The organism is Streptomyces sp. NPDC001530 (assembly GCF_042894545.1).
Taxonomy (GTDB): Bacteria; Actinomycetota; Actinomycetes; order Streptomycetales; family Streptomycetaceae; genus Streptomyces.
The window spans coordinates 25673-39591 of record NZ_JBIAVS010000002.1; the positions used below are offsets into that span (position 1 = coordinate 25673).

At 70.9% G+C, this 13919-nt stretch carries 11 protein-coding genes and 1 pseudogene; 4 read left to right on the forward strand and 8 right to left on the reverse strand.

Annotation, left to right across the window (positions count from 1 at the left end; all coding sequences use genetic code 11):
- Positions 1 to 33: 33 nt before the first annotated feature.
- The 6 genes and pseudogenes from ACFY0T_RS03040 to ACFY0T_RS03065 all read right to left on the reverse strand — a co-directional run bounded on the left by ACFY0T_RS03040 (position 34) and on the right by ACFY0T_RS03065 (position 6740).
- A complete protein-coding gene (locus ACFY0T_RS03040) occupies positions 34 to 2133 on the reverse strand; it encodes an NACHT domain-containing protein (RefSeq protein WP_388864251.1) in 2100 nt (699 codons plus the stop codon).
- Between the two features lie 163 nt (positions 2134 to 2296).
- Complete coding sequence (locus tag ACFY0T_RS03045) at positions 2297 to 2530, reverse strand: transposase (RefSeq protein ID WP_388864252.1); 234 nt, start codon at positions 2528 to 2530, stop codon at positions 2297 to 2299.
- A gap of 103 nt (positions 2531 to 2633) precedes the next feature.
- A pseudogene (locus tag ACFY0T_RS03050) lies at positions 2634 to 2762 on the reverse strand (hypothetical protein); the annotation flags it as partial.
- Between the two features lie 222 nt (positions 2763 to 2984).
- Positions 2985 to 3977, reverse strand: coding sequence for a small ribosomal subunit Rsm22 family protein (locus tag ACFY0T_RS03055; protein WP_388864253.1), 993 nt, complete (start codon positions 3975 to 3977; stop codon positions 2985 to 2987).
- A 232-nt stretch (positions 3978 to 4209) separates the two neighbouring features.
- Positions 4210 to 5391, reverse strand: coding sequence for a serine hydrolase domain-containing protein (locus ACFY0T_RS03060; RefSeq protein ID WP_388864254.1), 1182 nt, complete (start codon positions 5389 to 5391; stop codon positions 4210 to 4212).
- A complete protein-coding gene (locus ACFY0T_RS03065; RefSeq protein ID WP_388864255.1) occupies positions 5337 to 6740 on the reverse strand; it encodes a multidrug effflux MFS transporter in 1404 nt (467 codons plus the stop codon). Before ACFY0T_RS03065 ends, ACFY0T_RS03060 begins: the two co-directional genes overlap by 55 nt.
- Positions 6741 to 6820: 80 nt before the next feature.
- Here ACFY0T_RS03065 and ACFY0T_RS03070 point away from each other — a divergent pair, with 80 nt between their 5' ends.
- Together ACFY0T_RS03070 and ACFY0T_RS03075 are read left to right on the forward strand one after the other, a co-directional pair.
- Entirely contained in the window at positions 6821 to 7828 is a 1008-nt protein-coding gene (locus tag ACFY0T_RS03070; protein ID WP_388864256.1) for a Gfo/Idh/MocA family protein, read from the forward strand.
- Between the two features lie 58 nt (positions 7829 to 7886).
- Complete coding sequence (locus ACFY0T_RS03075) at positions 7887 to 8654, forward strand: SDR family oxidoreductase (RefSeq protein WP_388864257.1); 768 nt, start codon at positions 7887 to 7889, stop codon at positions 8652 to 8654.
- Positions 8655 to 8975: 321 nt separating this feature from the next.
- On the opposite strand, the gene ACFY0T_RS03080 is transcribed toward ACFY0T_RS03075, so the two are convergent.
- Positions 8976 to 10145 carry a D-alanyl-D-alanine carboxypeptidase family protein gene (locus tag ACFY0T_RS03080; protein ID WP_388864258.1) on the reverse strand — a complete coding sequence of 390 codons (1170 nt, stop codon included), beginning with the start codon at positions 10143 to 10145 and terminating at the stop codon, positions 8976 to 8978.
- Between the two features lie 361 nt (positions 10146 to 10506).
- Between ACFY0T_RS03080 and ACFY0T_RS03085 the strand changes: the two genes are divergently transcribed.
- Positions 10507 to 11982 carry an ABC transporter permease gene (locus ACFY0T_RS03085; RefSeq protein ID WP_388864259.1) on the forward strand — a complete coding sequence of 492 codons (1476 nt, stop codon included), beginning with the start codon at positions 10507 to 10509 and terminating at the stop codon, positions 11980 to 11982.
- 92 nt (positions 11983 to 12074) lie between these two features.
- On the forward strand, positions 12075 to 12824 hold the full coding sequence (locus ACFY0T_RS03090; protein ID WP_388864260.1) for an ABC transporter ATP-binding protein: 750 nt from the start codon (positions 12075 to 12077) through the stop codon (positions 12822 to 12824).
- 78 nt (positions 12825 to 12902) lie between these two features.
- Here the strand turns inward: ACFY0T_RS03090 and ACFY0T_RS03095 are convergent, their stop codons facing one another.
- Positions 12903 to 13895, reverse strand: coding sequence for an aldo/keto reductase (locus tag ACFY0T_RS03095; protein ID WP_388864261.1), 993 nt, complete (start codon positions 13893 to 13895; stop codon positions 12903 to 12905).
- Positions 13896 to 13919 lie beyond the last annotated feature (24 nt).

Genomic DNA, 13919 nt, shown 5'->3' on the forward strand with positions numbered 1-13919 from the left:
GTACACCGTGGGCCGGCTGAGAGAGTCATGACATCACTGCGATGACGTAGTCCCTGTCTGTGATGGCGCAGGGGAGGGGCCCACGGTGAGGTGGTGGCGTATCCGTGCGTGGCGGAACTGGTAGACGGCCCCCGCTTGACGTAGCACACCGCGGGCGTGGGCGTCTTCGAGGAACCGGAGCAGCCGAAACGGTATCTGCCGATGTGCGGCGAGCCAGATCCGGGCGATGGTGAACGGCGCCCACCCCAGGCCGGCGGCGGGCGCCCGCGAGGCCGGCAGACCGGTGAACATGAAACCAAGCAGGACAGCTCCGCCACCGACGGTGAGACCGGCGGCCAGCCCGTCGCGGGCACTGGTGAGCAGGCCAACGAACAGTCCCGCGGAAAGGCCGAACACGAGGAAGCCGAGGCTGACGTGCAGCAGGGAGGCGGTCCGGTCGGCGCGAGGCTGGAGCGTGGAGTGACCGCATCCGGCTCGTGCGCCAGACCGGACAGGTTCAAGGACAGAAACTCGATGACCCCGATCGACAGGCCGACCAGCAGCGCCGCAGTGATGCCTATGCTGATTCCGGCTTCCGGCCCCTGACGGAACCCGACCGCGAGGCCAAGGAGGGTACCCATTTGCAGGCCGCAGACCACAGTGCACTGCGCACTGCGCACTGCGGACCAGGCTGGCACGGGTGGGAGCCAGCAGGGTGCGCAGCCGCAGTCGGATCTGGTGCGGTCGGCGCGTCGGGGCTGCTGCGCGGCCGCCGTACCCGCACCCATACGCCACGCCGAGGCACACCGCGACAGCGACCCCGCTCGGCACGCCCCAGGCAGGCCCGAGAACAAGCGTGATTGGCATGGCCATCATGAGGCCGAAGGCAAGCCCGGCCACACAGCCGGCCGTGACGCCGGCGATCAGGCGCCACCGGGTCACACGCTGCGGCAGGTCCCACCAGGCGAGGTCCCCGGGGGCCGAGTCGGGTAGACAGGTGGCGAGGAACGCCAGCCAGGCGCGGGCTTGGTCGGCGTCGTACCGGTGGTGAGACATCCCGGCCTGGGCCGGATCCCGTGGGGCGGCCGAGGGCGCGTACACCGCAGGCAGGTACTGGTCGAGCAGATGCGCTTCGATGTGTGCTCTGCTCGGGAACCGCTCCAAGTCAGCCAGGTGGGCCGGGTCGGTGGTCGGCTGGGCGTAGACGGTGCGGGCCAGGTAGACCATCAGTGGTGTGGAGAGCGCCTGGGTGAGAGGCCCGTCGGGCTGGTCGCGCAACTCGGCGATCACGCGCGCCCAGCGGCGCTCCCCATCGATCTGGCCGGCCGGTAGGTACGCCGCGGCCGCCGCGGCGGTGATCGGCTCAAGCTCGATGACCGCCGCCCCATCCAGGGGCGTGCCGACCGCCGCGACGGCGTCAGCGAAGGCGTCACTGCGGCAGGTCAGCACAACCGGCCGGCCCGCCGCGACTGTGTTCAGCGCGGTGATGGCGACCGAACACCACCGCGGCGACATCTCATCCAGGCCGTCCAACACGGGCAGGACCCGCCCGGCGCGAACCAGCCGCAGCAACGCGTCCTCGCCGTACCGCAGGCGATCGGTGAGCATCGGGTACTCCTCGGCGAGCCGACGCGCCAGCCAACTGTCAAGCGGCTCCCGCGGATCCCAGGTGGACACCGACAGCAGCACCGGTACCGGCTCGTCGGGTTGGCGCGAGCCCAACAGATCCAACGTCAGCAGCAGAGCCAGCACCGTCTTGCCGGCACCGGACGCCCCAACCACCACCAGCCGCTTGGTCGGCGACCCGCGAAACGCCGCCGCCACATCCCAGGCATCGCCGCACAGTATCTGCCCGCTGTTAGGCCCGGCGCCGGATCCCTCCACAGTCGCCGACCACCGCACCGCCAAGGGCCGCGGACGCCGCAGCAGCCTAACGGCGGACTCTTGAGCCCACTGCCGCTCCACCAGCCCCGCCAGATCGGCAGCCATGAGATCGTCCAGCCCACCATTGACCACCGCGGCCTGCGCCGGGTTCGTGCTGAGAATCATCGCCCCTGCTGCGAAGACCAATGCGCCGATGCTGGCCAGCTTGTCACCGGTGTCCAGCCAATCGGGCGGCCCCAGGGCGAAGAACCCCAGCACAGCCAGCAGCACGACGGTGAAGGTCAGTCTGCCGAGCCATAGGCGGCCCTGCGGCCTCAGGACGTGACGAGGTCTGCGCACACAGTCATGGTTGCAGATCGTCAGCCCACGATTGTGTCAACTGCGGAAGAATCGACAGGTAACGAAACGCCGTATCCTGCCGGGCTTTTCCGGGTCACGCGGCGAGGGAGAGGTCGAGCCGGGCGAGGTGGCTGACGCGGGTGCGGTCGAGTGGATGGCCGTTCCACCAGGCGTCGAGGCGGATGAGGTTGAGTGCGACGGCGGAGAAGACGTGCTCGAGGTGGGTCTTTCGCAGGCTGCGGTAGCGGGCGCGTCTCATCCCGGTGACTGCGACGGCCTGGTGGATGGTCCCCTCGATGCCCGCGCGGGTGCCGTACTTGGCCGCCATTCCTGACTGGTCTGCTGGGTGCGGGCCTCATCGAGGACCTGCTGCTGATCGCGGGAACGAAGGAGAGGGTCCGGCCGTCGGTTTGCGAGCGGGTGCACTGGTCACGTACCGGGCAGGGACGGCATGTCTCCTTGGCGAATTTGACGACGATGGCCTTGGTGCCGCGCTGGGTGGCGGGGCTCCACCAGGTGCTGGTGTTGCCGCGCGGGCAGGTGCCTGCCGCTGGTCCCAGTCGATGGTGAACGCGGTGCGGTCGAACCCGGCCCCGGCGCGCGCCTGGGGCGAGCTGTGCAGCAGCACCGGCGTGACCAGGGCAACACCGAAGTTCTTCTTCACGCCCACGATCAGCTCGGCGGAGGGATAAGCCCCGCCGGGCACGGAATTAGCCAGCAGGATCCGTGCCCGCAACAAACGAGCAGATCAAGCGACAGTTACATGATCGGCCGGACAGCTCCTAGTCGTTCTGGGGCGGTGGCCAGGCGTCGCCCCACTCCGCGTCACGGGCCGCCTTGTACAGCGCGCCGTGGCGCTTCGTCACCGTCTCCCGGCGCAGGGACTCGTCCGGCTCGCAGAGGTCGAGGAGCACCTGCCCCTTCCTGATCTGCGGCTTGCGTACGACGCGGGAGGGGGCCGGGGTCGGCGGGAAGCGGGTGGCGGCGACGTAGCTGAACTTCTCGTCCTCGTACGGCAGGGAGCCGCCCTTGACCTGGCGGTGCAGGGAGGAACGGGCGACCCGGGCGGAGAAGTGGCACCAGTCCTCGCCGGGGACGATCGGGCAGGCCGCGCTGTGCGGGCAGGGGGCGGCGACGTGGAACCCGGCGCGGATCAGGCGGTCGCGAGCCTCGATGACACGGGCGTAGCCGTCCGGGGTGCCCGGCTCGATGATCACGACGGCCTGGGCGGCGGCCGCGGCGGCGTCCACGGCGGAGGCACGGTCGGCGTCGGTGAGCTCGCCGAGGACGTACGACACGGTGACGAGATCAGTGCTCTCGATGGTGAGCGCTGATCCGATACGAGAGCGGTGCCACTCGGCGCTCCTCAGCTCTGGGTTCGCCGCGGCGATTTCCCGGCCCAGCGCGAGTGCGGGCTCCGCCCAGTCCAGGACCGTCACCGGGCGGGTGCCCTCCCAGGTGGCGTTCACCGCCCAGGTGGCCGCGCCCGTGCCGCCGCCGACGTCCACGTGGCTGTCCGGCGCCCATCCGGGCACCGCGTCCGCGAACGCGTCGAGTGCCGCGCGCACCGCCTCGAACGTCGCGGGCATCCGGTACGCGGCGTACGCGACCACGTCCGAGCGGTCGCGGAGGATCGGGGTGTGCGTGGGGGTGGTTCCCCGGTAGGTGGCGATCAGCCGCTCGACCGCCTGCGCGGCGGCCTTCGGCGGTAGCCCGTCGAGCAGCCCGGCGAGGGCGGTGCGCAGGGTCTCGGCGGGGGTCAGGGGGGCGTTCACCCGGTGATTCTACGGTTGGCCGGGCGTGGCTCAGAGCGATTGTTTTCGCCCCCGCCGCCCCTGCCCATTCCCGTACCTGGGGGCTGCGCCCCCAGACCCCGCTCAAAAGACTGCGCAGTTCCCCGCGCCCCTAAAAGGGGCGCGGGGAACTGCGCGAACAACCCCCACCCACCCGCAGCCGAAAGGCTGGTACGGGACGGGCAGGGGCGGAGGGGGCGAAAACACCCCTGCCTCAAGCCCCCCGTACCGCCCGCCGCAGCCGCGTCCCCGCCGCCGCCCGCGGCGCGTTGTCCGCCGGGCGGCGCCGGGGATGCACCGTGTTGGCCAGCAGCACCAGGAACGTGTCCGTCGCCGGGTCCAGCACCAGGGACGTACCCGTGAAGCCCGTGTGCCCCGCGGCACCGCGCCCCGCCAGGGCGCCCATGAACCAGGGCTGGTCGAGGGCGAAGCCGAGGCCGGGTGGGGTGAGCATGAGTTCGACGAAGTCGGGGCCGAGTATGCGGGCGGGGCCGTAGGAGCCGCCGGCCAGGAGGGTGCGGCAGAAGACGGCGAGGTCGCGGCCGGTGGAGAAGAGGCCCGCGTGCCCCGCCACCCCGCCGAGGGCCCACGCGTTCTCATCGTGGACCACACCCCGGAGCATGCCCCGGTCGGCCTTGGCCCACGGACGGCGTTGGTCCTCCGTCGCGGCCGCGCCCGGGCAGGGGCCGAAGCACGTGGCGGTCATGCCGAGCGGCCGCGTGATGCCGTCCTGGATCAGGACGTCGAGCGTGCGCCCGGTGATGCGCTCCAGGACGTGCTGGAGGAGGAGCAGGTTCAGGTCCGAGTAGACGTACTCGCCGGGTTCCGATATCGGGCCCTCCGCCCGGAGGATCGCGAGGCGCGCGGCGTCGTCCGGGCAGTTGTACAGCGGGAGTTCGGGCCGCAGCCCGGAGGTGTGGGTGAGCAGCTGCCGTACGGTGATGCCGTATGCGGCGGCCCCGCCGAACTCGGGCAGATACGCGCCCACCCGCGCGTCGATGCCGAGCGTGCCCCGCTCCAGCTGCTGCACCGCGGCGACCGCCGTGAACAGCTTGGTGAGGGAGGCCAGGTCGAAGGGTGTGCGGACGGTCATGGGCACCCGCGCCGCCGGCGGCAACTCGACCCCCGTGTCCGTCTCCACGTCGTACGCCGCATAGCGCACCGCCCACCCCGCCGCCTCCTCGACGGCGATGACCGGGCCGCGCCCGGCGACCAGGACCACGCCCGCCGCCCAGGGGTTCGCCCCGCGCGTGAGGGCGCGGACCTCCCGTACGAGGTGACGCAGTTCTTCGGGGTCGAGCCCGGCCCGTTCCGGTGTGTCGATGCGCAGTCTCGGCGCGCTCAGCTCTCCGCCGCCTTTCCGTTCGATGTGCGTCCCGTCTGCCAGGGACGGCACAGTCCCACGAAGCAGGCGATGGCCACCAGTACCGCGGCCAGTTGGACGACGGCCATCGGGACAGCGGTGTGTTCCCCGGCGATGCCGACAAGCGGTGAGGCGATCGCGCCGATGAGGAAGGAGGAGGTGCCGAGGAGGGCGGACGCGGAGCCGGCGGCGTGCCGGACGCGCATGAGGGCGAGCGCCTGCGTGTTGGGCAGGGCCAGGCCCATCGCGGACATCAGCACGAACAGAGCGGCGGCCACCGGAGCCAGCCCCACCTCACCGAAGGCGCCCGTGGACATCAGCAGCAGCGCGGTCGCCGCGAGCGTGATCAGCGCGAGGCCGACGGCGAGCGCCTTGTCGAGGCTGACCCGGCCGACCAGGACCTTGCCGTTGATCTGGCCGGCGATCACCAGACCGACGGAGTTGAGGCCGAAGAGCAGGCTGAACGTCTGCGGGGAGGCGCCGTAGATCTCCTGCACGACGAACGGCGACGCCGAGATGTACGCGAACAGCGCGGCGAAGGCGAAGCCGCCCGCGAGCATGTACCCGGCGAAGACCCGGTCGGCGAGCAGTCCGCGCATGGCGCGCAGCGCCTCGCCGACGCCGCCGCTGTGCCGTTCGCCGGGCGCGAGGGTCTCGGGGAGCCGGAACCACACGACCGCCGTCAGCGCGATGCCGACCGCCGTGAGGACCACGAACACGCCCCGCCAGTCGGTGAAGCGCAGGATCTGACCGCCGATGAGCGGCGCGACGATCGGGGCGACGCCGGAGATCAGCATGAGGGTGGAGAAGAACCGGGCCATGGCCACGCCGTCGTAGAGGTCTCGTACGACGGCACGGGCGATCACGATCCCGGCCGCGCCCGCGAGGCCCTGCGCCAGCCGGAAGGCGACGAGGAGTTCGACGGTCGGTGCGACGGCGCACAGCACGGTGGCCACGATGTAGACGACGAGGCCGGTGAGGAGGGGGCGTTTGCGGCCCCATCTGTCGCTCATCGGGCCGACGACGAGCTGTCCGAGCGCCATCCCCGCGAGGCACGCGGTGAGCGTGAGCTGCACGGTCGCGGCCGGGGCGTGCAGCGACTTCGTGACCTCCGGCAGGGACGGGAGGTACATGTCCATCGCCAGCGGGGGCGTGGCGGTGAGGCCGCCGAGGATCAGGGTGACGAGGAGTCCGGTGCGGCGCAGGGCACGGGAGTCCGGCGTCGCTTCCACTACGTCCACGCCGGGCGCCGCTCTCGATGCGTCGGCGTCCGGTACCTCGGGCGCCGCCTGCGATACGCCGGCGAGCGCCCTGTTCGATATGTGCCCTTCTGGGTCCTCCGGGCCTTTCCGGTCCCGCGTGGTGCGGCCACGCTCGGGCATGTGCCCCTCCCTCTCCGAGTGATCCGCCACCTATGCTCTCAGTTCGAACGGAGTGTTCGGGGTCACAGCAAGGGGCGGGGATGGCAGCGGATCGCGTGCGGTGGGGGATTCTGGCGACCGGCGGGATCGCCGCGGCGTTCACGGCGGATCTGGTGGACATGCCGGACGCCGAGGTGGTGGCGGTGGCCTCACGGACGGACGCCTCGGCGAAGGCGTTCGCGGAACGGTTCGGGATACCGAAGGCGTACGGGGACTGGGCGTCGCTCGCCGAGGACGCGGACGTCGACATCGTGTACGTCGCCACTCCGCACTCGGCGCACCGGGCCGCGGCCGGGATGTGTCTTGAGGCCGGGCGGCATGTGCTGTGCGAGAAGGCGTTCACGCTGAACACGGTCGAGGCGCAGGAGCTGGTCGCGCTCGCGAAGGAGCACGACCGCTTCCTGATGGAGGCCATGTGGATGTACTGCAATCCGCTGGTCCGGCGGCTCAAGGCGCTCGTCGACGACGGCGCGATCGGTGAAGTGCGCACGGTGCAGGCCGACTTCGGGCTGGCCGGGCCCTTCCCGCCCTCGCATCGGCTGCGCGACCCGGCGCAGGGCGGCGGCGCGCTGCTGGATCTCGGCGTCTACCCGGTGTCGTTCGCGCAGCTGCTCCTCGGGGAGCCGTCGGACATCGCCGCGAGAGCAGTGCTCTCCGACGAGGGCATCGATCTCCAGACGGGAGCACTGCTCTCCTGGGAGAGCGGCGCTCTCGCTTCGGTGCACTGCTCCATCAATGGCGGCACCCCCGTCGCCGCCTCCGTCACCGGCTCCGAGGGCCGCATCGACATCCCGGACGGCTTCTTCTTCCCGGAGCGCCTCGTGCTGCACCGCGACGGCCGTGACCCCGAGGAGTTCACGGCCGAGCCGACGGCCGGACCGCGCACCAGCCTCAAGCACGAGGCTGCCGAGGTGATGCGCGCCCTGCGCGCCGAAGAGACCGAGTCCCCGCTCGTCCCCCTCGACGGCAGCCTCGCCGTGATGCGGACACTCGACGCGATACGGGACCGCATCGGCGTCCGCTATCCGGGCGAGGTCGGCACGAACTGAGTTCCGCATTGCGGATCCCCCCTTCCGCAGCACGGACTCTTTTGTACGCTGCGGCTCCATGAATGCCATGAACGCCCCGCAGACGAAGATCGCCGTGGTGACCGGAGCGGGCTCCGGCATCGGCCGTGCCGTGGCCGTGGAACTGCTGCGCACCGGCTGGTCGGTGGCGCTGGCCGGACGCCGGATCGAGACGCTGGAGGAGACGGCGGCCCTCGTCCCCGAGGGCCCCTCGATCGCCGTACGCACCGACGTCGCGCGGCCCGACGACGTGGCCGCCCTGTTCGCCGCCGTGCGCGAGCGCTTCGGGCGGCTCGACCTGCTCTTCAACAACGCCGGCACGTTCGGCCCGGGCGGCATCCCGCTCGAAGAGCTGCCGTACGAGGCCTGGCGACACGTCGTGGACACCAACCTCAACGGCGCGTTCCTGTGCGCGCAGGCGGCGTACCGGCAGATGAAGGAGCAGGACCCGCAGGGCGGCCGGATCATCAACAACGGCTCCATCTCGGCGCACACACCCCGCCCGCAGTCGGTCGCGTACACCGCGACCAAGCACGCGTTGACGGGCCTGACCAAGTCGCTGTCCCTGGACGGGCGTCCGTACCGGATCGCCTGCGGTCAGATCGACATCGGCAACGCGGCCACCGACATGACCGCGCGCATGCGGACGGGAACACTCCAGGCGAACGGCGAACTGGCGGTCGAGCCGGTGATGGACGTGGCCGATGTGGCGCGCACGGTCCGGCACATGGCGGAGCTGCCACTGGAGGCGAATGTGCAGTTCGCGACGGTTCTGGCGACCACGATGCCGTACGTGGGCCGCGGCTGAGGCCACTGCGCGCGCCGCGCCGATGGTTCACCAACGACTTGTCCATGGCTCAACTTGCACAAACGGAAGCTGAACCTCCGGCTCATAGAGGCCGGTAGTGGGCTTATGCTCAACATCTCCTCCATCAGAGCTTCACACTTGGAGCACAAGACTTCGGTACGACCCGTACGCCCAAGGTCCATACCGAGGGGGGAGGTGGCAGCCGTTCCGCGGCCCGGGTGGGGGCGGACCTCGCGCGGGACCGCGAGGTGTGCACCGGACCGGGGAACGGCTGCCCCGCAATCAGCCCGACTGCCGCGGTCAGCTTCGGCTACCGCGCGATCAGCCCCGGTGGCGGCCCTCCGTCGCCGCGTCGTCCGCCGTGCGCCGGCGGTTGCGCAGCGCCCACGCCCCGCTCGCGAGCAGCGTCACCACTCCCCCGGCCCCGCCGGCCAGCCCCCATGACGAGCCGTCCGCCGCCGTGTCCGCCGGAGCGCCCGCGGCCGCCTTCGCCGCCTTTCGCGTGGGTGTCGCGCTCGCGCCGCCCTCGCTGAGCGGATCGACCAGCGTGCCGACGGGTTCGGCCTTCGCGGCGTTCTTGAAGCCCCAGTCGAGGAGTTGGGCCGTCTCCTCGTAGACGCCGCTGCCGCCGCTCTTCGGGTGCATCACCGTGACGAGGAGGGTCCGCCCGTCGCGGGTCGCCGCACCGGTGAAGGTGTTGCCGGCGTTGCTGGTATAGCCGTTCTTCACACCGATCAGGCCGTCGTACGTCGGCAGGCCCCACGCGCCCGTGAGCAGCCGGTCGGTGTTCTGGATCTGGAAGGTCTTCTTGCCGCCGGCCGGGAAGTCGGCGGTCTTCGTCGCGCAGTAGCCGCGGAAGTCGGCGTCGGCGAGGCCGTGCCGGGCGAAGAGCGTCAGGTCGTACGCGGACGACAGCTGGCCCTTGTGGTCGAAGCCGTCGGGGCTGACTACCCGCGTGTCCAGGGCCTGCAGGTCCTTCGCCTTGGCCTGCATCTGCGCGACGGTCTCGGCGACGCCGCCGTTCATGTGGCTGAGCACGTGCACCGCGTCGTTGCCGGAGCGCAGGAAGACGCCCTGCCACAACTGCTCGACGGTGTACGTGATGCCGGGCTTGATGCCGACGAGGCTGGAGCCCGCGGGTATCCCGGCGAGGTCGGCGTCGGTCACCGTGTGCTTCTCCGTCCGCTCGAACTTCTTCAGCACGGTGTCCGCGAACAGCATCTTCAGGGTGGAGGCGGGCGCGAGGCGCCGGTGCGCGTTGTACGAGGCGAGCACCTGGCCGCTGCCGTGGTCCGCGACGAGCCAGGCGCGGGCGGTGAGCTTCTTGGGCAGTGCCGAGGCGCCGCGCATCTGAACGCCGGTGCGGCCGAGCCGTTCACCGCCGATCGTGGCGGCGGCGTACGCGGAGGTGGGGGTGGCCGCGGCCACCGGGACGGCTGCGGCGAGGCCGAGAGCGGCACGACGGGAGACAACCCGAGAAGGAACACGCATTCCGGGACCGTACAAAGGGCGTCCGCGGCGCGGCACAGCGGGGTGATAAAGGAATTCCAAAGGGGCGGCAAAACGGCGCGAAGGCGCGGCGAAAACGGCGCGGGCCCGCCCCGTACGCCCACCACCGTCCCACCGGAAGATGCGTACCGGACGGGCCCGCTGTTCTTCACCGAGGCGCCACTCAACAGGCGTTTCCTGGCAATACGCCCTAGAGAGCTTAGGAATCAGCTGTCTTACGGAATATTGATTTCGGTCGCCGCTTTCTCAGCTCTCGCACATCTCTTACTCAGGCCTGCTCAAAGGTTCCTTCATAGCTTGTGGCCGCGCCCACAGCGGGCGCCAAGAACCTTTGAGGAACGGGATGTTTGGCATCTATCTCAAGCGTGAGCTGAGCCGGCGCAAGAAGGCGGCGCTGGTGATCGCCCTGGGTCTGGCGCTCGGCATCGCGCTGGTCATCACCGTCAACTCGGTGTCGGCCGGCATGCAGCAGGCGCAGGACAAGGTCCTGAAGTCGCTGTACGGGCTCGGCACCGACATGACGGTCACGAAGGCCCAGACGGCGCCGTCGGGCAACTCCTCGGACAGACCGAAGTTCAACTTCGACGCCAAGGACAACGACAGCAAGACGACGCAAAGTTCCGACCGGGTGATGACGCAGGGCGGTCAGGCCCTGAAGTCCTCGCTCGTCACCGAGGTCGCCGCGCAGAAGGGCGTGGCGAGCGCGGTGGGCGCGCTGAGCCTGAACGTCACCAAGGTCGACGGCTCCTTCACGCAGGGCAAGGCGCAGTCCTCCACCCAGCAGCAGGGCGGCGGCCAGGGCGGTCCCGGCGGCGGCACCAGCACGGGCCAGCCCCAGGTGCAGGGCGGCGGCGCCTCCTTCGACGTGAACTCGTACTCGGTCGCGGGTGTCGACGTCACCAACCAGGACCTCGGCCCGCTGGCCACCTCGAAGATCACCACGGGCAAGACCTTCACGGCGTCGCAGACCAACGCGAAGGTCGCGGTGCTCAGCAAGTCGTACGCCAAGGAGAACAAGTACAAGGTCGGCAAGACCCTCAAGATCTCCGGCACCAAGTACACGATCATCGGCATCGCGACACCCGACAGCAGCGAGTCGACCACCGACGTCTATCTGCCGCTGAAGCAGGCGCAGACGCTGGGCGACTCGAAGAACAAGGTCACCACGATCTACGTCAAGGCGACCGACTCGAAGCAGATCGACACCGTCAAGGCAACCATCCAGAAGAACATCTCGGGTACGACGGTCACCACCTCCGCCGACCTCGCGGACACCGTCTCCGGCTCGCTGTCGACCGCCTCGAACCTGGCGACCAGCGTCGGCAAGTGGCTGTCCATCGCGGTCCTCGTCGCCGCGTTCCTGGTGGCGGCGCTGCTCACCTCCTCCGCCGTCTCCCGTCGCGTCCGTGAGTTCGGCACCCTGAAGGCGCTCGGCTGGCCGTCCCGCAAGGTCACCCGCCAGGTCGTCGGCGAGTCCATCGTGAACGGTCTGCTCGGCGGCGCGCTCGGTATCGCCCTCGGCCTCGGCGCGGCGTACGCGGTCACGGCGATCAGCCCGAAGCTGACGGCGGAGCTCGGCTCCACCGGCGGCATGGGCGGCGGTGGCGGCATGGGCGGCCCCGGTGGCGGCGGCCCCGGCCAGCAGGCGGCTTCGGCGGCCAAGAACACCATGGAGATCGCGCTGTCCGCGCCGGTCTCGCTGACCACCATCGCGCTCGCGGCGGGCCTGGCCATCGCGGGCGGTCTGATCGCCGGTGCGATGGGCGGCTGGCGCGCCTCCCGGATGCGCCCGGCGGACGCGCTGCGCAGCGTCTCGTAACCCGCCCTCGGGCCACATCCCCCTGAGCCGGGGCGCCGCGTCCACTCCCCCCGGGCCGCGGCGCCCCACCCCCTTCATCTTCGGAGACCTTCATGTACAAGCTCACCGGCGTCACCAAGCGCTACACACGGGGCAAAGAGACGGTGGAGGCGCTGCGCGGCGTCGACCTCGCCATCGAGGACGGCGACCAGCTCGTCATCCAGGGCCCCACGGGCGGCGGCAAGTCCACCCTGCTGCAGATGATCGGCGGCCTGGACCGCCCGACCTCCGGCAGCGTCGAACTCGACGGCGTGGACCTCGCCTCCATCAGCGAGGCCAAGCTGACCCGGCTGCGCGCCGAGAAGATCGGCATCATCTTCCAGGCCTTCAACCTCATCCCGACGCTGACCGCGCAGGAGAACGTCGAGACCGCCCTCGTACCGCTCGGCGTGAAGCCCAAGGAGCGGCGCGAGCGGGCCGCCGAGGCGCTGAGCTCGGTCGGTCTCGGCGACCGCCTGGGCCATGCGCCCAGCGAGCTGTCCGGCGGTCAGCAGCAGCGCGTCGCCATCGCCCGCGCGCTGGTCAAGAAGCCGAAGGTGCTGCTCGCCGACGAGCCGACCGGCAACCTCGACGAGGGCACCCGCGACGACATCATGGGCCTGCTCGAAGGACTGTGGCACGAGTACGGGCTGACCTTCATCATGGTCACCCATGACTCGTCCATCGCCCGCCGCGCACCGCGCCTCGCGACCATCAAGGCGGGGCAGATCACGCTGACCGAGCAGGGCGGCGGCGCCCGCCGTGCCGCCTCGGCGCCTCAGCAGTACGCCCAGCAGCCGTCGTACGGCGGTCAGGGCTTCTGATCCCGCGACGGTTCCTGGGGTTCTCTGGGGTTCCTGGGGCTCCTGGGGCTCGTGGGGCTCTGGGGTTCCTGGGGCCGCTCACCGTCCGAGCACGCGGTCGACTTCGGTCAACTGCCCGGCGGTGAGCGGCCCTTTGGCGATCGCGCCCGCGTTCTCCTCGGCCTGGGTGACCGAGCGGAACCCCGGGATGGGGACGGTGCGCGGGCTGCGCGCCCACAGCCAGGCGAGGGCGCCCTGCGCGAGCGCACGGCCGCCGCTGGTGAGGATCTCCTTGAGGGCGTCGACCCTGGCGAGCCAGGCCGGGTCGGCGCCGCCCCGCTCGGTGAACCCCGGCAGCCAGGCGGGCGGCGCGTTGCGGATGTCCCCCGCTTCCAGGGCGCGCCCTGCCGCGTGCTTCCCGGTCAGCAACCCCATCGCGAGCGGGCTGCGGTTGATGCTCGCGAGGTTCAACTCCTCGCAGAGTGCGAGGAGTTCGGGGGCGTCCTGAAGGATGTTGAGCCGATGCTGTACGGCCGCGCAGTGCTCGCCCGCCGCGAAGACGGCCGCACGCTCCGGATCGTCGGTGCTCCACGCGTACGCGCGGATCAGCCCCTCCCGTACGAACTCCTCGCAGAGGTCGCGGAGTTCGGCGGCGCGCTCCGGGTCGGCGTCGGAGAGGTGCAACTGGTACAGATCGACATAATCGGTGTCCAGCCGGCGCAGTGAGGCGGTCAGCGCGCGGCGGGCGTACGCCGGGGAGTCGTCGCTGCCGGTGAGCAGCCGGCGCTCCTCGTCGATGACGTTGCCCCACTTGGTGGCGACGACCACGTCGGCCCGCCGCTTGCCCAGCGCCCGCGCGAGGACGCGCTCGCTGTGCCCGACGCCGTACGCGTCCGCCGTGTCGAAGAACGTCACGCCGAGGTCGAGGGCGCGCCGGATGGCCCGTACGGACTCCTCGTCGTCGACCTTGCCCCAGCCCAGCGGCTGCCCGTCGGGGGTCGACCACTCACCGCCGATCGCCCAGCAGCCGAAGCCGAGGGGGCTCACTTCGATCCCGCTGCGTCCCAGTGTCCTGCGCTCAGTGGTCTCCATACCGCTGGACGCTAGGAGTTGGAG

What these genes read in the sequence shown, in the direction of transcription:
- ACFY0T_RS03045 (WP_388864252.1), bottom strand. Translation starts at nt 2,530, where the DNA reads ATGGCGGCCAAGTACGGCACCCGCGCGGGCATCGAGGGGACCATCCAC.
- ACFY0T_RS03065 (WP_388864255.1), bottom strand. Translation starts at nt 6,740, where the DNA reads ATGCCCGAGCGTGGCCGCACCACGCGGGACCGGAAAGGCCCGGAGGAC.
- ACFY0T_RS03070 (WP_388864256.1), top strand. Translation starts at nt 6,821, where the DNA reads ATGGCAGCGGATCGCGTGCGGTGGGGGATTCTGGCGACCGGCGGGATC.
- ACFY0T_RS03075 (WP_388864257.1), top strand. Translation starts at nt 7,887, where the DNA reads ATGAATGCCATGAACGCCCCGCAGACGAAGATCGCCGTGGTGACCGGA.
- ACFY0T_RS03080 (WP_388864258.1), bottom strand. Translation starts at nt 10,145, where the DNA reads ATGCGTGTTCCTTCTCGGGTTGTCTCCCGTCGTGCCGCTCTCGGCCTC.
- ACFY0T_RS03085 (WP_388864259.1), top strand. Translation starts at nt 10,507, where the DNA reads ATGTTTGGCATCTATCTCAAGCGTGAGCTGAGCCGGCGCAAGAAGGCG.
- ACFY0T_RS03090 (WP_388864260.1), top strand. Translation starts at nt 12,075, where the DNA reads ATGTACAAGCTCACCGGCGTCACCAAGCGCTACACACGGGGCAAAGAG.
- ACFY0T_RS03095 (WP_388864261.1), bottom strand. Translation starts at nt 13,895, where the DNA reads ATGGAGACCACTGAGCGCAGGACACTGGGACGCAGCGGGATCGAAGTG.